The 21704-nt window shown below is 60.8% G+C and carries 19 protein-coding genes; 15 read left to right on the top strand and 4 right to left on the bottom strand.

What is annotated here, in order from left to right:
* Window positions 1-2 precede the first annotated feature (2 nt).
* From ACQZ48_RS15695 to purU, 5 genes are all read left to right on the top strand, one after another.
* Window positions 3-323: a sarcosine oxidase subunit delta gene (locus ACQZ48_RS15695; RefSeq protein WP_443387959.1), complete on the top strand. Its 321-nt coding sequence runs from the start codon at window positions 3-5 to the stop codon at window positions 321-323.
* Complete coding sequence (locus ACQZ48_RS15690) at window positions 320-3310, top strand: sarcosine oxidase subunit alpha (protein WP_448729004.1); 2991 nt, start codon at window positions 320-322, stop codon at window positions 3308-3310. Before ACQZ48_RS15695 ends, ACQZ48_RS15690 begins: the two co-directional genes overlap by 4 nt.
* A 13-nt stretch (window positions 3311-3323) precedes the next feature.
* A complete protein-coding gene (locus ACQZ48_RS15685; protein WP_448729003.1) occupies window positions 3324-3878 on the top strand; it encodes a sarcosine oxidase subunit gamma in 555 nt (184 codons plus the stop codon).
* 15 nt (window positions 3879-3893) lie between these two features.
* On the top strand, window positions 3894-5162 hold the full coding sequence (gene glyA / locus ACQZ48_RS15680; protein WP_448729002.1) for a serine hydroxymethyltransferase: 1269 nt from the start codon (window positions 3894-3896) through the stop codon (window positions 5160-5162).
* A 121-nt stretch (window positions 5163-5283) separates the two neighbouring features.
* The gene (gene purU, locus ACQZ48_RS15675) at window positions 5284-6168 is read left to right on the top strand and encodes a formyltetrahydrofolate deformylase (RefSeq protein ID WP_137411857.1); all 885 of its coding nucleotides are present in this window, start codon (window positions 5284-5286) and stop codon (window positions 6166-6168) included.
* Between the two features lie 76 nt (window positions 6169-6244).
* Here purU and ACQZ48_RS15670 read toward each other — a convergent pair whose 3' ends face one another.
* Window positions 6245-7474, bottom strand: coding sequence for an MFS transporter (locus ACQZ48_RS15670; RefSeq protein ID WP_448729001.1), 1230 nt, complete (start codon window positions 7472-7474; stop codon window positions 6245-6247).
* Between the two features lie 121 nt (window positions 7475-7595).
* Between ACQZ48_RS15670 and ACQZ48_RS15665 the strand changes: the two genes are divergently transcribed.
* From ACQZ48_RS15665 to ACQZ48_RS15625, 9 genes are all read left to right on the top strand, one after another.
* Entirely contained in the window at window positions 7596-8189 is a 594-nt protein-coding gene (locus ACQZ48_RS15665; protein WP_162520527.1) for a TetR/AcrR family transcriptional regulator, read from the top strand.
* Between the two features lie 246 nt (window positions 8190-8435).
* Window positions 8436-9488, top strand: coding sequence for an NAD(P)-dependent alcohol dehydrogenase (locus tag ACQZ48_RS15660; RefSeq protein ID WP_448729000.1), 1053 nt, complete (start codon window positions 8436-8438; stop codon window positions 9486-9488).
* A gap of 369 nt (window positions 9489-9857) precedes the next feature.
* Window positions 9858-10742, top strand: a complete 885-nt coding sequence (locus ACQZ48_RS15655) for an AraC family transcriptional regulator (protein WP_077983140.1) — start codon at window positions 9858-9860, stop codon at window positions 10740-10742.
* 97 nt (window positions 10743-10839) lie between these two features.
* A complete protein-coding gene (locus ACQZ48_RS15650; protein WP_448728999.1) occupies window positions 10840-11751 on the top strand; it encodes an ABC transporter substrate-binding protein in 912 nt (303 codons plus the stop codon).
* A gap of 71 nt (window positions 11752-11822) precedes the next feature.
* Window positions 11823-13325: a sugar ABC transporter ATP-binding protein gene (locus ACQZ48_RS15645; protein WP_077983138.1), complete on the top strand. Its 1503-nt coding sequence runs from the start codon at window positions 11823-11825 to the stop codon at window positions 13323-13325.
* Window positions 13315-14292, top strand: coding sequence for an ABC transporter permease (locus ACQZ48_RS15640; RefSeq protein ID WP_269834011.1), 978 nt, complete (start codon window positions 13315-13317; stop codon window positions 14290-14292). The genes ACQZ48_RS15645 and ACQZ48_RS15640 overlap by 11 nt, the downstream gene beginning before the upstream one ends.
* A 39-nt stretch (window positions 14293-14331) precedes the next feature.
* Window positions 14332-15063, top strand: coding sequence for an SDR family oxidoreductase (locus tag ACQZ48_RS15635; protein ID WP_080794041.1), 732 nt, complete (start codon window positions 14332-14334; stop codon window positions 15061-15063).
* An 88-nt stretch (window positions 15064-15151) separates the two neighbouring features.
* Complete coding sequence (locus ACQZ48_RS15630) at window positions 15152-16762, top strand: FGGY-family carbohydrate kinase (protein ID WP_448728998.1); 1611 nt, start codon at window positions 15152-15154, stop codon at window positions 16760-16762.
* A gap of 59 nt (window positions 16763-16821) precedes the next feature.
* Window positions 16822-17547, top strand: coding sequence for an SDR family oxidoreductase (locus ACQZ48_RS15625; protein ID WP_448728997.1), 726 nt, complete (start codon window positions 16822-16824; stop codon window positions 17545-17547).
* A gap of 94 nt (window positions 17548-17641) precedes the next feature.
* Here ACQZ48_RS15625 and ACQZ48_RS15620 read toward each other — a convergent pair whose 3' ends face one another.
* Window positions 17642-17938 carry a PRC-barrel domain-containing protein gene (locus ACQZ48_RS15620; RefSeq protein ID WP_003522015.1) on the bottom strand — a complete coding sequence of 99 codons (297 nt, stop codon included), beginning with the start codon at window positions 17936-17938 and terminating at the stop codon, window positions 17642-17644.
* A 274-nt stretch (window positions 17939-18212) separates the two neighbouring features.
* Here ACQZ48_RS15620 and ACQZ48_RS15615 point away from each other — a divergent pair, with 274 nt between their 5' ends.
* Complete coding sequence (locus tag ACQZ48_RS15615) at window positions 18213-19349, top strand: polysaccharide biosynthesis/export family protein (RefSeq protein WP_077983134.1); 1137 nt, start codon at window positions 18213-18215, stop codon at window positions 19347-19349.
* A gap of 11 nt (window positions 19350-19360) precedes the next feature.
* Here the strand turns inward: ACQZ48_RS15615 and ACQZ48_RS15610 are convergent, their stop codons facing one another.
* Window positions 19361-20266, bottom strand: coding sequence for a protein kinase domain-containing protein (locus ACQZ48_RS15610; protein ID WP_077983133.1), 906 nt, complete (start codon window positions 20264-20266; stop codon window positions 19361-19363).
* Window positions 20259-21662 (bottom strand): type VI secretion system-associated protein TagF, encoded by a 1404-nt coding sequence (tagF, locus tag ACQZ48_RS15605; protein ID WP_448728996.1) that lies wholly within the window; start codon window positions 21660-21662, stop codon window positions 20259-20261. Before tagF ends, ACQZ48_RS15610 begins: the two co-directional genes overlap by 8 nt.
* Between the last annotated feature and the right edge of the window lie 42 nt (window positions 21663-21704).

The following is a 21704-nucleotide window of genomic DNA, read 5'->3' as shown; positions in this document are numbered from 1 at the left end:
CCATGCTTTTGATCCGCTGCCCCTATTGCAACGAAACGCTGCCCGAAGCCGAATTCACCTATGCCGGCCAGGCCCATGTCGTCCGCGCCGCCGATCCTTCGTCGCAGAGCGATGAACAATGGGAGGAATTCCTGTTCATCCGCGAAAACGTGAAGGGTCCGCATTTCGAGCGCTGGCGGCACATGCACGGCTGCGGCCGCTTCTTCAACGCCGTGCGTGACACGGTGAGCGACCGTTTCCTGACGACCTATCGAGCGGGTGAGCCGCGTCCTGAACTTTCTTCCCTGACCCGCTTGACCACAAGTTCCGAGGTGTCGAAATGAACTCCTATCGCGTTTCCGGCCGTGGCCGTGTGGATGCCGCCCGCTCGGTCAGCTTTACTTTCGACGGCAAGACCTATCGCGGCGTGAAGGGCGATACGGTCGCCTCGGCACTTCTGGCCAATGGCGTGCACCTGATGGGCCGCTCGTTCAAATACCACCGCCCGCGCGGCCCGGTGGCGGCGGGTTCCGAGGAGCCCAATGCGCTGATCGGCACTCGCCGCAGCGCCGGACGTTTCGAGCCGAATACCCGCGCCACCGTGCAGGAAATCTGGAACGGGCTGGAAACCACCTCGCAGAACAAATATCCGAGCCTGAAATTCGATATCGGCGCGGTCAATGACATGGCCTATATGCTGTTTTCGGCGGGCTTCTACTACAAGACCTTCATGTGGCCGAAGAGCTTCTGGAACAAGGTCTATGAGCCCTTCATCCGTGCAGCGGCCGGTCTCGGCGTTTCGCCGACGGAAGAAGATCCTGATACCTACGCCTCGCGCAACCTGCATTGCGACGTGCTGATCGTCGGTGCCGGTCCTGCCGGTCTTGCAGCGGCGCGCGCGGCGGCGGTCGATGGTCTCAAGGTCGTGCTGGTCGATGAAAATGCCGAAGCCGGCGGCACGCTTTTGTCCGAACCCCAGGCGAAGATCGACGGCAAGCCAGCGTGGACCTGGCTTGCGGATGAGTTGACGGCCCTGAAGGATCGGGGCGTCAAGGTCATGACGCGCACGACGGCGATTGCCTATTACCACCAGAACATGATCGGGCTTTGCGAAAAGCTGACCGACCATCTCGAAACCGTGCCGAAGGATACGCCGCGCGAGCGCCTGTGGCGCGTTCGGGCGCGTCAGGTGGTGCTGGCGCAGGGCGCGCTGGAAAAGCCGCTGGTTTTCCACGGCAACGACCGGCCGGGCGTGATGCTGGCGGGTGCTGCCCAGACCTATCTCAACCGCTATGGCGTCAAGGTCGGCGACCGGCCGGTGGTCGTGACGAGCCATGACAGCGCCTGGTATGCGGCTTTCGATCTTCACGGCGCCGGCGCGCGCGTCCAGGCGATTGTCGATACCCGCGCCAAGGTGCGCGAGGAGCTGGTGAACGAGGCGCGTGCGCTCGGCATTCCCGTCAAGCTGTCGCATACGGTCACGGCGACATCGGGGCGGCTGCGCGTCAAGTCGGTCCGCGTCAATGCGGTTAGTGGCGCGTCGGTCAGTGCGGGGCAGGAGATTGCCTGCGACGCGGTGCTGATGTCGGGCGGCTGGACGCCGTCGCTGCATCTCTTCTCCCACACGCAGGGTAAGATCGCCTGGGACGATGAGCGCACAACCTTCCTGCCCGCCTTCACCAACGAGGATTGTGTGATTGCCGGTGCCGGTCGCGGGCTCTGGGGCATCGAGGCCGCGCTGAGGGATGGCGCGGAGCGGGGTCGTGAAGTCGTCGCAGCACTTGGCAAGACAGCCAATGTTTCCAGCCATGCGGTCGATCATGACCGTATCGGCAGCGGCGTTTCCCACACCGAACTGCCGAGCGACCGCGACGCCGGCAAAGCCAAGGCCTTCGTCGATTACCAGAATGACGTGACCGCCAAGGATTTGCGGCTTGCCGTGCGCGAGGGCATGCGCTCCATCGAGCATGTCAAACGCTACACAACCAATGGCATGGCCACCGATCAGGGCAAGATGTCCAATATCAACGGCCTGAACATCGCGGCGGAAGCACTTGGCAAACCGCAGCCGCAGGTGGGGCTGACCACCTTCCGTCCACCCTATACGCCGACGACCTTCGGGGCCTTTGCGGGTTATCACCGCGGCGCGCATTTCGAAGTGACGCGCAAGACGCAGATCGACGGGTGGGCTGAGGAGCATGGCGCGGTCTATGAGCCGGTCGGACAATGGCGTCGCGCCTGGTATTTCCCGAAGCCGGGCGAAGACATGGATGCGGCGGTCAGCCGGGAATGTCGGGCAGTGCGCCAGAGTGTCGGCATTTTCGACGCCTCGACGCTCGGCAAGATCGAAGTGGTCGGTCCCGATGCGGTCGAGTTCATGAACCGTATGTATACCAATCCCTGGACGAAGCTTGCCGCCGGCCGCTGCCGTTATGGCCTGCTGCTCGGCGATGACGGCTTCATTCGTGATGACGGCGTCATCGGCCGCATGACCGAGGACCGTTTCCACGTCACGACCACCACGGGCGGTGCCGCCCGGGTGCTGAACATGATGGAGGACTACCTCCAGACCGAATGGCCCGATCTCAATGTCTGGCTGACCTCGACCACCGAACAATGGTCCACCATTGCGCTCAACGGTCCGAATGCGGCCAAGCTGCTGGCCCCGCTGGTGGAAGGCGTCGAGCTGACGGAGGGGGCCTTCCCGCATATGTCCTGCGTGGAATGCACCGTGGCCGGCATGCCGGCGCGGCTGTTCCGCGTCAGCTTCACCGGCGAGATCGGCTTTGAGGTCAACGTGCCGGCGCCGCTTGGCCGCAAGCTGTGGGAAATCCTGTGGGAGGCCGGTCGGCAATATGGCATCACGCCTTATGGCACCGAGACCATGCATGTGCTGCGTGCTGAAAAGGGTTACATCATCGTCGGCCAGGACACCGACGGTACGGTGACGCCCTATGACGCCGCGATGGGATGGGCCGTGGGCAAGAACAAGCCCGATTTCGTCGGCAAGCGCGGCCTTGCCCGTCCCGATCTCGTCGCCAAGGGCCGCCGCCATCTCGTCGGCCTTCTGACGGAAGATCGCTCCAAGCTGGAAGAGGGCGCGCAGATCGTTTTCGATGCGAAACAGCCGATGCCGATGAAAATGGTGGGTCACGTCACCTCCTCCTATCACTCGGATGCGGTTGGCCAGCCGATTGCGCTGGCGCTGGTTGAGGGCGGCCATGATCGGATGGGTGAGACCGTCTACATTCCGATGCTGGACCGCACCATTGCCGCAAAAATCACCGGGATGGTCTTCGTCGATCCCGAAAATACCCGCCTGAAGATTTGACCTGGAGATGACAATGAATATGCGCGTTTCCTCCCCTGTTCCCGGCACGCTGGCCGAGAGCAAATCTGCCCGGGTCAGCGTTCTGGCCGCGCAGGCGCGGCTGTCGCTGCGCGCGCGCGGCGATCTCGCCCCGCTCAACGCCGCCCTTGGCCTGACCTTGCCCGACCGGATCGGCCTCCGCGCCGCTTCGGGCGACATTGAGGTCCTGCGCCTTGGCCCCGACGAATGGACCGTGCTTGCACCTGTCAGCGCGGTTGACGGGCTGATTGCCGCCTGCGCAGGCGTTTACGCCAGCCATCCGCATAGTCTCGTCGATATTTCCGGACGGGAAGTGACGCTGCTGATCGAAGGTGCGCAGGCCGCCGAGTTGCTGACGCTGGGCTGCGCCCGCGACATCGACACCATTGCGGTGGGCGAGGGGCGCCGGACGATTTTCGACGGCGTCAGCGTGGTGCTCTGGCGAGATGCGGAAAACCGTTTCCGTATGGATATCTGGAACAGTTTCGTATCGCATCTTGGCCATCTGCTTGAAACCGGCTGCAAGGAACTTGCGGCGGACATCGCCTGATCTGGAGGAGAAAAAATGCTCAACCGACTGTCACATAATACCGTTTCGGACACGGTGATCGCCGACGCCATCGCCGAGGAACTCGATCGCCAGAAGACGCAGATCGAGCTGATCGCTTCGGAAAACATCGTCTCCGCCGATGTTCTGGCGGCGCAGGGCTCGGTGTTGACCAACAAATATGCCGAGGGTTACCCCGGCAAGCGTTATTACGGCGGCTGCGAATTCGTCGACAAGGTCGAACAGGTCGCCATCGACCGGTTGAAGCAACTCTTCGGCGCGGAATTCGCCAATGTGCAGCCGCATTCCGGCGCGCAGGCCAATCAGGCGGTGTTCCTGGCGTTGCTGCAGCCGGGCGACCGGATCATGGGCATGTCGCTCGCCCATGGCGGTCATCTGACCCACGGTTCGCCGGTGACGATGTCTGGCAAGTGGTTCGATGTCGTTTCTTATGAGGTCGATGCCGAGACGCATCTGATCGACATGGAGAAGGTGCGCGCGCGAGCGTTGGAAACGAGACCGAAGCTGATCGTGGCGGGCGCATCTGCCTATCCACGCCAGATCGATTTTGCCGGCTTCCGCAAAATAGCCGACGAAGTCGGCGCCTACCTTATGGTCGATATGGCCCATTATGCCGGCCTGATCGCCGGCGGCGCATATCCGAACCCCGTGCCGCACGCCCATGTCGTCACCTCCACCACCCACAAGACGTTGCGCGGCCCACGCGGCGGCGTGATCCTCACCAACGATGCCGATCTCGCCAAGAAGCTGAATTCGGCGGTCTTCCCCGGCAATCAGGGTGGCCCGCTGATGCATGTCATCGCCGCCAAGGCTGTGGCTTTCGGCGAGGCACTGCGCCCGGAATTTTCCGATTACGCCGGCCAGGTCATCGCCAACGCACAGGCGCTGGCGAAGGTACTGACCGATGGTGGGCTGGGGATCGTCTCTGGCGGAACCGACAGCCATATGGTGCTGGTCGATCTGCGCCCGAAGGGCGTCACCGGAAAGGCTGCCGAAATCGCGCTGGAGCGGGCGGGTCTCACCTGCAACAAGAACGCCATTCCCAACGATCCGGAGAAGCCCTTCGTCACCTCCGGTATCCGGCTCGGCAGCTCCGCCGGCACCACACGCGGCTTTGGTGTCGCCGAATTCGAACAGATCGGTGCGCTGATCCTGCGTGTCATCGATGCCCTGTCCAAAAATGCCGAGGGTGACGCCGCAATCGAGGCCGAGGTGCGGGCAGAGGTTGCTGCACTTTGCGAGGCCTTTCCGATCTACGGTTCGTAAGCCGCCTCGCCGGGCTTCGGCAAGTCTCAATCGCCGTCCTGACCATGGCCGGCGGTTCATCGGCAATCGGCGGGAAAGCGCAGGCGATCCGTCCGTGCGGCAAAGACCCAGGGAGCAGAATTTGACAACCTATATCATGACAGTCTCGTGCCCGGCGCGCCGTGGCATCGTCGCCGCCGTATCCGGTTACCTCGCCCGGTCCGGCTGCAACATCAATGACAGTTCGCAATTCACTGACCAGGAGACGGACCGCTTCTTCATGCGGTTGAGTTTCGTTTCCGAACAGGGATCGGGACGCGATGGGCTGCTCGACGGCTTCGGTCCCATCGCGGCCGATTTCGATATGGATTATGACATTCACGACCTCTCGCGAAAGACGAAAGTCGTGATCATGGTCTCGCGTTTCGGCCATTGCCTCAACGATCTGCTCTATCGCTCCCGCATCGGTGCGCTGCCGGTCGAGATCGTCGCGGTGATTTCCAATCATCTGGATTACCAGAAGCAGGTGGTGAACGAGGATATTCCCTTTCACCACATTCGTGTCACGCCGGAAACGAAGCCCGAGGCGGAAGCCGCGATCTTGCAGGTGGTGCGGGATACCGGAGCGGAGCTTGTGGTGCTGGCGCGTTACATGCAGGTCCTGTCGGACCGGTTGTGTCAGGAAATGTCAGGTCGTATCATCAATATCCACCATTCCTTCCTGCCGTCGTTCAAGGGTGCCAACCCTTACAAGCAGGCCTATGAGCGCGGCGTGAGGCTGATCGGCGCGACCGCCCACTACGTCACTGCCGATCTCGATGAAGGGCCGATCATCGAGCAGGATACGATCCGCGTGACCCATGCCCAGAGCGCGATGGATTATGTCAGTCTTGGCCGGGATGTGGAAAGCCAGGTTCTTGCGCGGGCCATCCACGCCCATATTCATCACCGGGTCTTTCTGAACGGAAACCGAACTGTCGTCTTTCCCGCGTCCCCCGGAGAACATGTGTCCGAGCGCATGGGCTGAGCGCAGAGCCCCAGCCCATGCAATTCAGGTTTATCCCGAGCGGCTTCTCGCCCGGGATGACCTCGAGCCTTTGTTCTTACTCCGCAGGTTGCTGCATTGCGGCCGCAGGGCCGGATCGTTCGCGATTTCCGGAAAGGGCGCGCTGGCCGAGCACAATGATGACGACGGTCGAAAGGCTGGCGGCGACGGACACCCAGAAACCGTTATCCGGGCCGAAATTATCGATCACCCAGCCGGAGACGAAGGCGCCGAGCGCCATGCCGATACCGATGCCGGTCATCACCCAGGTTACACCTTCCGTCAGCATCGATTCCGGTACGCGGCGCTCGATCAGGCCGAATGAGGTGATGAAGATCGGCGAGATTGCAACGCCGCTGAGGAAAACGGCAAAAGCGAGAAGCGCAACGGAGGTGTTGGCGACAAGCAGCGGCAGGGCGGTGAGCGCAAGCACGCTGACGGCAATCAGCAATTGTCGTTGCAGGGGCATTTTGGGATTGAGCGCGCCAAGGATGAGGCCGACCACGAAGGAGCCGATTGCGTAAACGCCGATGACGAGGCTGGCGGCTTCCGGTTGACCAAGCGCCTTGGTGATTGCGACGGCGCTCACCTCGGCCGTGGCGAAAGTCGAGCCGACGAAGATCAGGGCAAGCGTGATGATCTGGACCGGCCGCAGGAAGATAGCCGAACGCTGCCGGCGGCCGCTTTCAATCGGCCGCACCTTGGGCTCGGTCGAGCGTTGCAGAAGGAAAGCAAAGGTGCCAAGCGCCAGGAAGGTGGTGCTGATCATCATGGCCGCTTCCGGAAAGAGCGAAACCGCAAGTCCAACGGAAAGCGAGGCGCCGGAGATGTAGACGAGTTCATCTGCGGCGGATTCAAAGGCGAAGGCGGTGTTCAGTTCAGGTCGGTCGCGGAAGATTTCCGTCCAGCGGGCGCGCATCATGGCGGGAATGCTTGGCATGGCGGCGGCGAGGAAGGCGGAAAGGAACAGCGTCCAGGCAGGCCATTTCTGATTTGTCGCGATAATCAGTACCGCAAAGGCGATGACCGAGACGATGGTGGCGGGGATGAGGACCTTGCTCTGCCCTTTGCGGTCCACCAGCCGGGAGATTTGCGGGGAGAGGGCGGCATTGGTCAATGCAAAGGTTGCCGAGACGGCGCCGGCCAGCCAATATTCGCCATGGGTCTGGGAAAGCATGGCGACGATGCCGATCGGGGCCATGGCAATGGGGAGGCGGGCGAAGAAGCCGGCGGCGGAAAAGCCTTTTGCGCCTGGAGCCCGGAAAATTTCTCTGTATGGATTAGACATCGGGATGCACCTTGTTCGAAGGGTGTCCACCACATACATACGTGGCGTATGTCAATGAGATAATTGCATACGGTGCGTATGTCAACTAATATACGTGACGTATGAGAAAAATGGAGAAGAAATGCGCAAACCTCGCAGTGAAATGATTGCCGAGACGCGGGCGAAGCTTCTGGCTACGGGCCGCAAGGCCTTTGGCAGCATCGGTTATGCTGAAGCGTCTATGGACGACTTCACCGCCGAAGCCGGTCTCACCCGTGGCGCGCTCTACCATCATTTCGGCGATAAAAAAGGCCTGCTTTCGGCCGTTGTGGCCGAAATCGACGCGGAAATGACCGCAAGGCTTTGTGATATTTCTTCGAGGGCCGATTCCCGGTGGGAGGGTTTTGTCGAGGAGAATCTCGGTTATGTGCGCATGGCTCTCGAACCGGAAATCCAGCGGATCATGTTTCGCGACGGACCGGCGGTGCTGGGTGATCCATCGCGCTGGCCAAATGCCAATGGCTGTATTTCCGCTGTCGCCCGAAGTCTGGAGGCGCTCCGGGAGGAAGGCACCATCGGTGACATCGATCCGGAGGCATGCGCCCGCTTCATCAATGCAGCAAGCAGCAGCGCCGCCCAATGGATCGCCAATTCCGACGATCCCGAAGCCACCTCGAAGCGGGCGGTTGAGAGTTTCCGGGCCTTTCTGGAAGGACTACGGATCAGGAAAGGTTGATCGATCCGGGCTATCGTTTGGTCTCGCGGGTGTCGATTGCTCCAGCGAATCGGAGGCTTGTTGAACGCGTCCGACGGCCTGTTCCGGCGGCGGATGATGAGAAACTCGAGACATCTCGATACAGTTTTTCCGAGGCAAAGAAAAACCGTCCGATCCAGCCGATTTCTGTTTACTTTTGCCGAAATTGCACGCCATCACGCTTGCTGAATTCGCTGCCAGGCGTATCGCAAAACCACGGAGGATGAGATGAAGGCACTGGTGCTGGAAGAAAAGGGCAAGCTCTCGCTCAGGGATTTTGAAATTCCCGGTGGAGCGGGTTCAGGTGAGCTCGGACCGAAGGATGTGCGCATCCGCACCCATACGGTTGGCATCTGCGGCTCGGACGTCCATTATTATACCCATGGCAAGATCGGTCATTTCGTCGTCAACGCGCCCATGGTCCTCGGCCACGAGGCTTCCGGGACGGTGATCGAAACCGGTTCTGATGTCACCCATCTGAAGGCGGGTGATCGCGTCTGCATGGAGCCCGGCATTCCCGATCCCACATCACGCGCCTCCAAGCTCGGCATCTACAATGTCGATCCGGCTGTCCGCTTCTGGGCGACGCCGCCGATCCATGGTTGCCTGACGCCGGAAGTCGTTCACCCCGCAGCCTTCACCTACAAGCTGCCGGACAATGTGTCCTTCGCCGAAGGCGCGATGGTCGAACCTTTCGCAATCGGCATGCAGGCGGCACTGCGGGCGCGCATTCAGCCCGGTGATATCGCCGTTGTCACGGGCGCCGGCCCGATCGGCATGATGGTTGCCCTGGCAGCATTGGCCGGCGGTTGTTCCAAGGTCATCGTTGCCGATCTCGCTCAGCCGAAGCTCGATATCATCGCCGCCTATGACGGCATCGAGACCGTCAACATCCGCGAGCGCAACCTTGGCGAAGCGGTTTCGGCCGCCACGGATGGCTGGGGTTGCGATATCGTCTTCGAATGCTCGGGTGCTGCACCCGCCGTGCTTGGCATGGCGAAGCTGGCGCGGCCGGGCGGTGCCATCGTGCTTGTTGGCATGCCCGTCGATCCGGTTCCGGTCGATATTGTCGGCCTGCAGGCCAAGGAACTGCGGGTCGAAACGGTCTTCCGTTACGCCAATGTTTATGACCGGGCCGTTGCGCTCATCGCCTCCGGCAAGGTTGACCTGAAGCCGTTGATTTCCGCGACCATTCCCTTCGAAGACAGTATCGCCGGTTTCGACCGCGCGGTCGAAGCACGGGAAACGGATGTGAAATTGCAGATCGTCATGCCGCAATAACGACTGAAGCCTGCCGCTGATGATTGAGCGGCAGGGACGTTGCGGAAAAGTATGAGTGTGGCCTGCCGGCATCCGGCAGGCCACACGTCAAAATTTCACCTGAAATCGTCTTCGGCTGCGCATTGTCTGGGCGCATCACGCCAAATTGAGCGGAAAAATCGCCACGCCCGCCGCGTTTATAATCAGCCCTTTCAGACGACTCTTCAATTCTCGACAAAAAAGAGTCAAAAAAGTATCGGCAATTTCTTCGGCGTGATGTGGATGCAGAGATGCCGCACGCCATATGCTCTCATCAACGCCTTGGACGAGCCATAAAGAGGAATGGCCCGCTCCGTGAATACGGCGGACGTAAGGATGGGAGGAACTATGATGCAGCCCGATCTGGAACTGGTGCACATCCGCAAGGGCGAATCTTTCGCTGCCTGGCGGCATGGCTATCCGTTCCGTACCGTGCGCTGGCACTATCATCCCGAATACGAAATTCATCTGGTCGTGGCGACGTCAGGCACCTTTTATATTGGTGACTTCGTCGGCCGCTTCGGCCCCGGTCAGCTCATCATGACCGGCCCCAATCTCCCCCAGAACTGGATCAGCGAGATCGAGCCGGACGAAATCGTGCCGACACGCTCTCTCGTGATCCAGTTTCCGGAGAGCTTTATCGAAGATGCCTGCGCCTCCATGTCGGAAATGGAGGTCGTGCGCGGCCTCCTTGATCGTAGCCGTCGCGGTATCCTGTTTGACGACGAGACGAGCGACCGCGTTCGCCCGCTCATCCTTAGGCTTATCGAGGCGCAGGGCCTGACCCGTCTGGCGCTCTTCTGGGAAATTCTCGATCTCCTGGTCAACGCGCCGTCTTCAGAAGTGCTGGCGAGCCTGAGTTACGAGCTCGATCTGACCGGTATAGGCGATAGCGGCATCAACCGTGCACTCTCGCATCTGCGCGAACATCTGACGGAACAGGTTGAGGAAATCGATCTCGCCGACATGGTGGGCCAGAGCCCGAGCGCCTTTTCCCGCGCCTTCAAGCGCCATACGGGAACGACGCTGGTGCGCTATCGCAATCAGTTGCGCATTGATCTTGCCTGCCAGATGCTGCTGGCGGATCAGGACGTGAAAGTGGCGGAGGTCTGCTACGATGTGGGCTTTTCCAACCTTTCCAATTTCAACCGGCATTTCCTGAAATTGAAGGGAATGTCGCCGTCGAGGTTCCGAACCATTTTTGCGGCCCAGAAGGCAGCTGTGATGGCGGAGTAAACCAGCGACACATCGCCGATTTCTAAGAATTCGGGCAGAGGTCTGTCCGGAAACGGGCACCTGTTGCCCCAACTTTCCAAACGGGAGGAAGAGTGAGATGAAAATGAAATCCAAGTTTTTGATGGCGACAGCCGCAATTGCAATGATGGCCGCTCCGGCGCTGGCGCAGGAAAAGCTGAAGATCGGCATGACCTTCCAGGAACTGAACAATCCCTATTTCGTATCGATGCAGGAAGCCTTGAAGGAAGCTGCCGCCAGTATCGGCGCTGACGTCGTGGTTACCGACGCCGGCCACGATGTGGCAAAGCAGATTTCCGACGTTGAAGACATGCTTCAGCAGAAGATCGATATCCTGCTCCTGAACCCCACCGACAGCGCCGGCATCGAAGCTGCCGTACACGCTGCCAAGGCTGCCGGCGTGATTGTCGTTGCCGTTGATGCCAACGCCAATGGCCCGGTCGATACCTTTGTCGGCTCGAAGAACCGCGACGCGGGTTACCAGTCCTGCAAATATCTCGGCACATCGCTTAACGGCAAGGGTGAGGTTGCCATCCTCGATGGTATCCCGGTCGTGCCGATCCTGCAGCGTGTTGAAGGTTGCAAGGCGGCTCTTGCAGAATTCCCCGAGATCAAGCTCGTCGATACGCAGAACGGCCGCCAGGACCGCTCCGTTGCTCTTGGCGTCGTTGAAAACATGATTCAGTCACGTCCGAACCTGGCCGGTATCTTCTCGGTGAATGATGGTGGCGCAATGGGCGCTCTGGCTGCGATCCAGGGTTCCGGCAAAGACATCAAGCTGACCTCGGTCGACGGTGCTCCGGAAGCTGTGAAGGCGATTGCCGAGGGTGGTCCTTTCATCGAAACCACCGCGCAGTTCCCGCGTGACCAGGTTCGCGTCGGCCTTGCCATGGCGCTCGCCCAGAAGTGGGGCGCACGCGTTGTGCCGAAGGAAGTCCCGATCGACGTCATGGTCGTCGACAGCAAGAACGCCGGCGAGTTCAGCTGGTAAGAACTCCTCCCAAGCCCCGTCCCCGTCTTGTACGGGGGCGGGGTTAAATCCCGACCATTGAGGAGGGTGAAATGCTGGAACTGAATGGAATAAGAAAAAGCTTTGGCAAGATCGAAGTCCTGCGTGGCGTCGACCTTGAGGCGCGCGCCGGCGAGGTGCATGCGCTTTTAGGCGAAAACGGCGCAGGCAAGTCGACGCTGATGAAAATCCTGTGCGGCATTCTGCAGCCCTCGGAAGGGACGATCCGCATTGATGGCAAGGATCGCCGCTTCGCCAATTATGATGAGGCGATTGCCGCCGGCGTCGGCATCGTTTTTCAGGAATTCAGCCTGATCCCCTATCTCAACGCCGTGGAAAACATGTTTCTTGCCCGCGAAATCCGCGGGCCGCTGCGCCTTTTGAACAAGGGCGCGATGCGCAAGCGCGCCGCGGAGATCATGAGCCGGCTGGCGGTTGATGTACCGCTTGACGTGCCGGTGCATCGCCTCTCCGTTGCCCAGCAACAATTTGTCGAGATCGCCAAGGCACTGTCGCTCGATGCCCGCATTCTCGTGCTCGACGAGCCGACCGCCACACTGACGCCTTCCGAGACGGAGCATCTATTCACGGTCATGCGCGAGCTGCGGCGTCAGGGCGTGGCAATCATCTTCATTTCGCACCACCTCGAAGAAATATTCGAGATCTGCGACCGCATTACCGTTCTGCGCGACGGCGAATTGATCGGTTCCTGCCTGACCTCGGAAGTCGACAATGACCGCCTGGTGGAGATGATGGTCGGTCGGCGCATCGAAGCCAGCTTTCCGCCCAAGCCGCAACTTGATCCCGCCGCCGCAAAGGTGATCGAAGTCGAAGAGCTGCAATTGAAGAAGGGCGGTCCTGTCTCGCGCTTTGCTCTGCGCAAGGGTGAGATCCTCGGCTTTGCCGGGCTCGTTGGCTCGGGCCGCACGGAAACCGTTCTCGCCATGCTCGGGGCACATTCCGCCTCGCGCCGCAAGATCAAGGTCGACGGTGTGGACACGCGCTTTTCCGGCCCTGATGAGGCGCTGATGCGCGGCATCGGCCTGCTGCCGGAAAGCCGCAAGGAGGAGGGGCTGATTACCAGCTTCTCGATCCTGCAGAATATTTCGCTGAACAACTATCGCAAATACCGCAAGGCCCACTGGTTCCTCGATCTCAAAAAGGAACTGGAGCACACGACGAAGGCCATGGCGCAGGTGCAGGTCAAGGCGCAGGGGCCGTACGCCCGCGTCGACACGCTGTCCGGCGGCAACCAGCAGAAGATCGTGATTGCCCGCTGGCTGAACCATGACATGCGCGTCTTGATCTTCGACGAGCCGACACGCGGCATCGATGTCGGCGCAAAGGCAGAAATCTATTCGCTGATGCGCGAATTTGCCGCCAGGGGCCATTCGATCATCATGATCTCCTCGGAGCTGCCGGAAGTGATCGGCATGTCCGACCGGGTCTGCGTCTTCCGTTCCGGCGGCATCGTCGCCACCGTCGAAGGCGCAGACATCAATTCAGAAACAATAATGACAAACGCCACCACCGGGAGAGTTGAACATGTCGCTTGATGCAAACACCGGCACCGCCGCGAAAACGGGCGGCTTCAGTCTTGGCGCCATGCTGCGTTCGCCGCTTGCCCTGCCGCTGGCGGGCCTGATTGTCGTCTCCATCCTCATGGGGCTCGCGAGCGACAATTTCTTCAGCGTTAACAACATCATGAACGTGCTGCGGCAGGTTTCCGTCGTCGGCATTCTCGCCGTCGGCATGACCTTCGTCATCCTCACCGGCGGCATCGACCTTTCGGTCGGCGCGGTCATGGCGCTTGTCGGAACACTGTCCGCTGGCCTGATGGTGAATACCGGCCTGTCTCCCGCGGTTGCCCTGCCGGCTGGCCTCTTTATCGGGCTTGGTATCGGCATCTTCAACGGGGCGCTGGTCGCCTGGGGCAAGATGCCGGCCATCATCGTCACGCTCGCCACCATGGGCATGGCGCGCGGCCTCGGCCTCATCTATTCCGGCGGTTACCCGGTCAGCGGCATTCCGAGCTGGATTTCCTGGTTCGGCGTCGGCCGTGTCGGCATCGTTCCGGTGCCCGTCATCATCATGGTGGTGATTTATGCGGTGGCGTGGTTGCTGTTGCAGCGTACGGCCTTTGGTCGCCACGTCTATGCACTTGGTGGTAACGAACTGGCCGCCCGTCTTTCAGGTGTGAAGACCCAGCGCGTCAAGCTTGCCGTCTATGGCATCTCCGGTGTGACGGCCGCTTTTGCCGCCCTCATCCTCACCGGCCGCCTGATGAGCGGTCAGCCCAATGCCGGTGTCGGCTTCGAACTGGACGCCATCGCGGCGGTCGTTCTCGGCGGCACGGCGATTGCCGGCGGCAGGGGCCTCATCCTCGGCACGCTCATCGGCGCGGTGCTGCTCGGCATTCTCAATAACGGCCTCAACCTGATGGGCATCAACCCCTATCTGCAGGATGTCATCAAGGGCGGCATCATTCTGCTGGCAATCTATATCGGGCGCGAATGGCGCTGAGCCGGCCCGGAAACATCTTCATAAACGCAGGAGAATTAAATGTCTGAATCGCTGCAAGGCAAGATCGCGGTCATCACCGGCGCCGCATCCGGCATCGGGCTTGCCACCACCGAAGCGCTGTTGGAACAGGGCGCAACCGTGGTCATGGTCGACTGGAACGAGAAAGCCTTGAATGATCTGGCCGCCAAGCTCGGCGAGCGCGCCATCCCGCAGGTGACGAACCTGCTGGACGCCGACAGCTGCAACGCGATGATCCCTGAGATCCTCAAGAAGGTCGATCATATCGATATTCTCTATTGCAACGCCGGCACCTATATCGGCGGCGATCTCACCGAAACGACGCCCGAAGCCATCGACAAGATGCTGAATCTCAATGTCAACGCGGTCATGAAGAATGTTCATGCCGTCGTGCCGCATATGTCGGAGCGCAAGACCGGCGATATCGTCGTCACCTGCTCGATTGCCGGTCATTTCCCGACCTACTGGGAGCCGGTCTATTCTGGCTCGAAATGGGCGATCACCAGCTTCGTGCAGGGCATGCGTCGCCAGATGATCCCGCACGGCGTGCGCGTCGCGCAGGTCTCTCCCGGCCCGGTCGTCTCCGCACTTCTCGCGGACTGGCCGGAGGAAAATCTTCGCAAGGCCAAGGAATCCGGTAGCCTGATCGATGCGAGCGAAGTGGCCGATGCCGTCGTTTACATGCTGACGCGCAAACGCACCGTCACCATCCGCGACATGCTGGTCTTGCCGACCAACTTCGACCGCGTTTAATAATCTCTGAAGCGGCGGAAGAACCGGAACGGTCCCGCCGCTTCAACCTGTTCCAGCACCGGATGATCCGCTCCGAGGAGTATCACAAATGGCTTCCTATCTTGTTGGCGTCGATGTCGGGACCGGCTCGGCGCGGGCCGGTGTCTTTGATGTCGCGGGCAAGCTTCTCGCCACCGCCAAACGCCCGATCGGCATGCATCGCGAGGATGGCGGCATTGCCGAGCAATCGAGCGCAGAGGTGTGGCAGGCGGTCTGCGACAGCGTCCGCGAAGCCGTTTCCCGCGCCGGTATCGATCCGGCCGAGGTCGCCGGCATCGGTTTCGATGCCACCTGCTCGCTGGTGGTGCGTGGACCGGAAGATGAGACCCTGCCGGTGGGCGCACCCGATCATCCCGAGCGCGATATCATCGTCTGGATGGATCACCGCGCCGTCGAACAGGCGGAGCGTATCAACGCCGGCGAACATGCTGTGCTGAAATATGTCGGCGGCCGTATTTCCCCGGAAATGCAGACGCCGAAACTGCTGTGGCTCAGCGAAAACAGGCCCGACATCTATGCCCGGGCCGAGCATTTTTTCGACCTCACGGACTTTCTGACATGGAAGGCGTCGGGCGCGCTTGATCGCTCCGCCTGCACGGTAACTTGCAAGTGGACCTATCTCGCCCACGAAAAGCGCTGGGATGCGGAGTATTTCACCCGTATCGGGCTTGGCGATCTTGCTGAGCAGGGTTTTCGTCGTATCGGTGAAAGCGTCGTCCATCCCGGCACGGCGCTGGGTAACGGTTTGACGGAAGACGCGGCAAAAGCCATGGGTCTGGTTGCGGGCACTGCGGTTGCGGCAGGTCTGATCGACGCCCATGCCGGCGGCATCGGCACGGTGGCTGCGGGCGGCGATGCGTCGCGATGCCTCGGTTATGTTTTTGGCACGTCGTCCTGCACGATGACGACCACCACCGAACCCGCCTTCGTGCCCGGCGTCTGGGGACCCTATTATTCGGCCATGGTTCCTGGCGCCTGGCTGAATGAAGGCGGCCAGTCCGCTGCCGGCGCTGCCATCGATTATCTCGTGCAACTGCACCCGGCCTATGCAGAGGCGAAGGCGCTTGCCGACAAGGAAGGCAAAGCCTTGCCGGTATGGCTGGCTGACCGGGCGCTCAATCTTGCCGCATCCGCTTCCGCTGCTGCAAAGATCACCGAGGATTTTCACGTGGTGCCGGAATTTCTCGGTAACCGCGCGCCGTTTGCCGATCCCCATGCACGCGCCGTCATCGCCGGTTACGGCACCGAGACCGGCGTGGATTCCCTTGTGGCGCTTTATGTGGCGGGTCTTCTCGGCCTCGGTTACGGGCTTCGCCAGATCATCGAAACGCAGGCCCGTAACGGTGCGCCGGTGGAAACCATCAGCGTCAGCGGTGGGGCAGGCGCTCATCCGCTTGCCCGGCAGTTGCTGGCCGATGCGACGGGGCTTCCCGTTGAACTGACCGAATGCGAAGAGCCGGTGCTTCTCGGCTCGGCCATGCTGGGCGCCGTTGCCGCTGGAACCTATCCCGACCTCATTGCCGCCATGCCGGCGATGTCGCGGATTATAAGCTGCGCAACGCCAGATCCTGAGTTTCAAATGGTTCATCAGGTGCGTTACGACGCGTTCCTGGCGCTCCAGAGCGCTGCCCGCGCCATTCGCGCCTCCAGTCATTCCTGAGCGGCTCCAAGAACTCACATCATCCGGCCGTCATGGCCGAAAGAAATAAAGAGGATTCCATGCAGTTTTCCGGAAAATCCGTCATCATCACCGGCGCAGGAAAAGGCATCGGCCGTGCCTGCGCGCAACTGATGGCCGCCCGCGGTGCGGACGTGGTGGCGATCAGCCGCACGCAGTCCGATCTCGACAGCCTGAAAAGCGAAATCGGCGGACGTGCGATCCGCGTTGATCTTGCCGATGTCGCCGCCACCCGCGCTGCGATGGCGGAGGCTGGCCCCTGCGATTTCCTCATCAACAGCGCCGGCATCAACGTGCTGGAAAGCGTGCTCAACATGAGCGACGCGGGTTATGAAGCCGTGCTGGGCATTAACTTGCGTGCGGCCCTCGTCACCTGCCAGGAATTTGCCCGCACCCGCATCGCAAATGGCGGCGGCGGCGCCATCGTCAACATCACCTCAATCGCCGGTCATCGCGGTTTTCAGGATCACCTGTGTTATGCGGCCTCCAAGGCAGGTCTAGAGGGCGCAACGCGCGTTCTCGCCAAGGAGCTCGGCCCCCACGGTATTCGCGTCAACGCCGTCGCCCCAACAATTACGCTGACTGAACTCGCAGCGGAAGCCTGGAACGACCCCGCAAAGAGCCAGCCGATGATGGTTCGTCATCCGCTCAACCGCTTTGCGGAAGCAGAAGAGGTGGCGCAGAGCATCGCGCTGTTGCTTTCCGATGACAGCAAGATGATTTCCGGCGCCGTATTGCCTGTTGACGGCGGTTTCCTCGCTGTTTGATGTGCGCGGGAAGTCTGACGCGCAAACGCCTGCCCGACAATAAAAGAACGCCCGACAAACCGCCGGGCGCTCCTCTTAATGAATGACAATGCTATTAATGACGATGTTCTGGCATGTCCTTCAGCTGGTCCTTGGTCCATGACGTGACCGCGTGGACATCGCCGTCCTCATCCCGCATGAAATCAAGATCGCTAAGCGGTACTGCGACGGGCTTTGCGCCGATACCAAGAAAGCCGCCGACATCGATGATGGCGGTGCTGCCTGCCCCGACGCCGTGAACATGATCGACCTTGCCGACCTTGTGATCGTCTGCACCATAAACGGTGGCACCTTCAAGAACGGACGGCGTCAATTCGGTTTCAACCAGGCGGACGTGATTGGTGTGATCCATTGTTCTTGCTCCTGTCGTGGTTTGCAGAAAACAAACTCCTCCAACGCAAAACCGTTCCATCGAATGGCGCTGGCCGGCGTCAGTCGGTGAGGTCTGGTGATTTCTCATCGGTACATTGTTGGGGTTTGCGGCAGGCGGTTTCGAAAAGGTTGCGGAATGGTCACACCTTTTCTCTGGAAGACAAGTTTTCGCTAAATTGCAACCGCTAAAGTTGTTGCGATGACGTGGCTGGATGTTATCTCTGCGTCAGGTTGAATCATCAAGGGGATGAGGGATGAAAAAGTTGGGGGCGGTTTTGCTGGTGGCTCTTTTGAGCGCATGTGCAAAGCCATCTGACGGACCGACCGCAGGCAATATCCGATCTGCGACTTTTCCTCGAACCAACGAAAAAATCCCAGTCATCGAGCTCGCGAATGCGCCGGCGGCTACGGTTTCCGCCGGAAGCCTGCAGAATGCTTCCGGCCCCGGCCTCACAGCGCTTCGCAACACCGGCTACAACGCCCAGAGATTGCGTCGCGGCGACGTGATCGACATCACCGTGCTGGATACCGGCGAAGACGGGCTTTTCTCCCCGACGCAAAGCAAGACGCTCAATCTCGGACGCTTTACGGTGGACCAGAGCGGATCGGTGAATATCCCCTTCGTAGGCAAACAGAGGGTGGTGGATTCGACACCCGAGGGGCTGCAATCGCAGGTCGTCGCCGGGCTCAAGGGATCAGCCGTGAACCCGCAGGCCGTCGTCACTGTCGTCGACAAGCCGACGAGCGCCGTCATGCTGAGCGGTGCGGTGAAAAACCCCGGCAAAATAATGCTTACCGCCCGTCAGGAGCGGGTGCTCGATGCGCTCAATCAGGCTGGCGGCCCGACCGTCGCTCCGGGCGCTGCCACGGTTACCGTCGTTCGCGGCTCGCACAGGGCGAGCGCGCCGCTTGACCGCGTCATGCGGGAAGACCGCCAGAATATCCGCCTGTCGCCGGACGATCAGATCATGATCGATGGCGATGCGGCGAGCTACACCGCGCTCGGCGCTTTCAAGAGCGCCGGCGAATTCCAGTTCGAAGCCGGAAAACTCACGCTGGCGCAGGCTGTCGGCCGCGCCGGCGGGTTGCTTGATGACCGTGCGGACGCGCGCAATGTCTATGTCTTCCGCAACGAGATCATTCAGGTGCCGTCGGCAGCTGCATCGGGCGCGAAAGGCCCGGTTGCGACGGCCACGACCGTGCGGCCGGTGATTTATCACGTCAATATGCGCGATGCTTCCAGCATTGCCCTCATGCAGCTCTTCCAGATGCAGAAGGGCGATGTGCTCTATGCCAGCAACGCGCCGCTGGTGGATTCGGCCAAGCTCCTGACCGTGTTCCAGAAGAGCGTGCCGACGGCCGCAGCACCGCTTCCCGGCGGCGGCAACTGACCAATTAAGCGCTACAAAAGCTGTAGCGCTTCCATCGCCGATTGCGGACGCGACGCGGGTTCGCCTTGACAACAGGCGTCCGCAAAATCCGTCAGCCTTTGCGTTGTTCGCACCTCGCCCGTCGCGATAAGCCGCCGGGCAAGCCGCCCCACGGAGAATATATCCTGATCCGGCTTTGCGGTTGCGTCCCGCATCCGTTCCGGTGCTGCAAATTCGTGCGAGGCGGCAAAGCGCATGCCCCGGTCCGCGTGTTTTTGGCCGATTTCCAAAGCAATGCCGAAATCGCCAAGCCTGCCCCTTTCGAAATCGCCATCCTCCAGCAGAATATTGGCTGGCGTGACATCGCAGTGGACGTACCCCCGTGCATGCATGGCGCTCAGCCCTTCCAGGAGCCGGCGAAGGATTGCGATCGCCTGCGGCGCGGTAACCGGCGGCTGCGATGCAAGCGATGCCAATGATTGCGGAAACCATGGCTGCAACAGGCCCGGCCGGCCATCGGCCAGTCTCAGCAGCGCCGATGTTTCCACCAGAAACGGATGGCGCAATGTCAGGCCGAGCTGCGCCTCCTCGCGTAATCTTTGCAGCAGCGCCGCGTCGTTTCTCAACGCCGGCGGCGTGGTTTTCAGGGCATGAAGGGAGCCGAGATCACGGTGCCGCACCTGCAGCAGCAGCGTGTTTTCGCTTTCGTAGGCAATCCGTTCAAGGGCAAAACTGTCGGCGATCCAGCTGGGTTTCGCATCGGAAAAATACGAGATTTTCCGGTCCAGCGCATTTCTGACCTGATCGATCAGGTCTTTCTGTTCTTCGGCAGGCCTTTCCCGCATGCCGTCATGGCGAATGCTTTGCCATAGATCGGAAAAGCGCTCGGAAACCTGCGGATAGGCAGGCCCGTCGCCCGTTTGTTTACCCTTACTCAAGCCGGTTTCCAATCACGATGGCGCTGACATTCTCGCGTGCGTCCTCGATCAACGCTTCCTGGATCAGGGCGCTGGCGCAATCCTTGATCGCAGTGTCGCCGACAATCTCGGCAATGGCTCGCTCCCTCAGGATTTGTACCAGCGGATAGCTGCACAGGAGCAGCCTGTCCTGCGCCCCCCAGTCTTCCCCGACGATATCCGGGCGGAACTGCTGGGAAAGGCCGACACATTGCGCGAGCTGCCTTTTCATGCCGACAACGACGTGATCGCGCGAAAGCTGATGCATGGTTCCGTTTTTCAGGAGATAGGCGCGCGCATCGCCGGACCACAGGACGCTCAGTCTGCGGCCGATAATGGAGGCAATGATGACGCTCGCCATCGGCCTGCCGTCGGCGCCCAGGGCTTGTCGGGAAAGAAGCAGGCTGTTGACGGTGCCGAGCTTTCCCCTGATCTGCTGCGCCATCACCCCGGGGCTTTCGGCATCGGGTGTCTCGGCAAGAGTATTTGTGGCCAGACGTGCTGCTTCCACGGCGCTGTGCGTATCGCCCTGTCCATCTGCTATGGCGAAGAGGGCAGGGGTCTGGGAAACGAAGAGCGAATCCGCATTCAGGGAAAGCCGTGTTCCCGGGTGCGTGGCATAGCTGTAGATCACCGATGACGGCTGTTCGGTTGGCGGTGCGGGCGCGGGCGTCATCACGGGCGGAGTTTTGTGTTTCGCGCTTTCCTGCGCCTGTACGGATGTCGAGCCGTCCTCCTCGCTCTTGCCTGCCATGTCGCTGAAGAGACGCAGGAAATCGGAAGCTTTCGGTTTGCCGTCGAATTTGAGACCGCGGGCGCGGCGGCTGACGGGATCGATGCGCCACCAGAGGCTCGTCGGTACGCGGCCACGCACCATGTCCGCCGCATCATCATCGTCTTCCCGTGGTTTAGGCAGGCGCAATTTCTTGACGGAGGTATTAAACCGGGACATGTCGAAATCGCCCGTCATGGATGTTTCGGCCAGCGCCTCGGCGGCCATGAACCAGGTATCGTCTAGATAGAGCGTTTTCGGATGTTTCCGGAAGCTATTGAGCTGCGCGATGATGGCAAGCGGATATTTGCGCCCCACCCGGTCTGCACTGGGCACCAGCACGCCGGCATAGGCGCAGTTTCCCCATATGCCGTTTTCGATGATAAAGCGTATGGGCGGCGATGACGTAAATATTTCGGGCCATCGGCTCGAGAAGGTGTCCGCGCAGGCGTGCAGGCCGGATCGCATCCAGTCGTCAAATGTCCCGATCAGCTCCCGTTCAAGCCCATCGGAGATGAAGTCGCCATGGCTGGGGACCTTGCCGAAGAAGCCGATACGGTCGCTTTCCGCCGCGGTTTCGGCGGGCCTCGATGCCTGATTGGCCATCAGTCGTTATTGACCACGTTGCTCTTCATCGTTGTTTTCATC

The sequence above is a fragment of the Agrobacterium sp. 22-209-1 genome (assembly GCF_053522485.1).
The sequence above is the reverse complement of the archived record's forward strand: the minus strand, read 5'-3'. Positions and strand labels throughout refer to the sequence as shown.

What these genes read in the sequence shown, in the direction of transcription:
- ACQZ48_RS15695 (WP_443387959.1), top strand. Translation starts at nt 3, where the DNA reads ATGCTTTTGATCCGCTGCCCCTATTGCAACGAAACGCTGCCCGAAGCC.
- ACQZ48_RS15690 (WP_448729004.1), top strand. Translation starts at nt 320, where the DNA reads ATGAACTCCTATCGCGTTTCCGGCCGTGGCCGTGTGGATGCCGCCCGC.
- ACQZ48_RS15685 (WP_448729003.1), top strand. Translation starts at nt 3,324, where the DNA reads ATGAATATGCGCGTTTCCTCCCCTGTTCCCGGCACGCTGGCCGAGAGC.
- glyA (WP_448729002.1), top strand. Translation starts at nt 3,894, where the DNA reads ATGCTCAACCGACTGTCACATAATACCGTTTCGGACACGGTGATCGCC.
- ACQZ48_RS15670 (WP_448729001.1), bottom strand. Translation starts at nt 7,474, where the DNA reads ATGTCTAATCCATACAGAGAAATTTTCCGGGCTCCAGGCGCAAAAGGC.
- ACQZ48_RS15665 (WP_162520527.1), top strand. Translation starts at nt 7,596, where the DNA reads ATGCGCAAACCTCGCAGTGAAATGATTGCCGAGACGCGGGCGAAGCTT.
- ACQZ48_RS15660 (WP_448729000.1), top strand. Translation starts at nt 8,436, where the DNA reads ATGAAGGCACTGGTGCTGGAAGAAAAGGGCAAGCTCTCGCTCAGGGAT.
- ACQZ48_RS15655 (WP_077983140.1), top strand. Translation starts at nt 9,858, where the DNA reads ATGCAGCCCGATCTGGAACTGGTGCACATCCGCAAGGGCGAATCTTTC.
- ACQZ48_RS15650 (WP_448728999.1), top strand. Translation starts at nt 10,840, where the DNA reads ATGAAAATGAAATCCAAGTTTTTGATGGCGACAGCCGCAATTGCAATG.
- ACQZ48_RS15645 (WP_077983138.1), top strand. Translation starts at nt 11,823, where the DNA reads ATGCTGGAACTGAATGGAATAAGAAAAAGCTTTGGCAAGATCGAAGTC.
- ACQZ48_RS15640 (WP_269834011.1), top strand. Translation starts at nt 13,315, where the DNA reads ATGTCGCTTGATGCAAACACCGGCACCGCCGCGAAAACGGGCGGCTTC.
- ACQZ48_RS15635 (WP_080794041.1), top strand. Translation starts at nt 14,332, where the DNA reads ATGTCTGAATCGCTGCAAGGCAAGATCGCGGTCATCACCGGCGCCGCA.
- ACQZ48_RS15630 (WP_448728998.1), top strand. Translation starts at nt 15,152, where the DNA reads ATGGCTTCCTATCTTGTTGGCGTCGATGTCGGGACCGGCTCGGCGCGG.
- ACQZ48_RS15625 (WP_448728997.1), top strand. Translation starts at nt 16,822, where the DNA reads ATGCAGTTTTCCGGAAAATCCGTCATCATCACCGGCGCAGGAAAAGGC.
- ACQZ48_RS15620 (WP_003522015.1), bottom strand. Translation starts at nt 17,938, where the DNA reads ATGGATCACACCAATCACGTCCGCCTGGTTGAAACCGAATTGACGCCG.
- ACQZ48_RS15615 (WP_077983134.1), top strand. Translation starts at nt 18,213, where the DNA reads ATGAAAAAGTTGGGGGCGGTTTTGCTGGTGGCTCTTTTGAGCGCATGT.
- tagF (WP_448728996.1), bottom strand. Translation starts at nt 21,662, where the DNA reads ATGGCCAATCAGGCATCGAGGCCCGCCGAAACCGCGGCGGAAAGCGAC.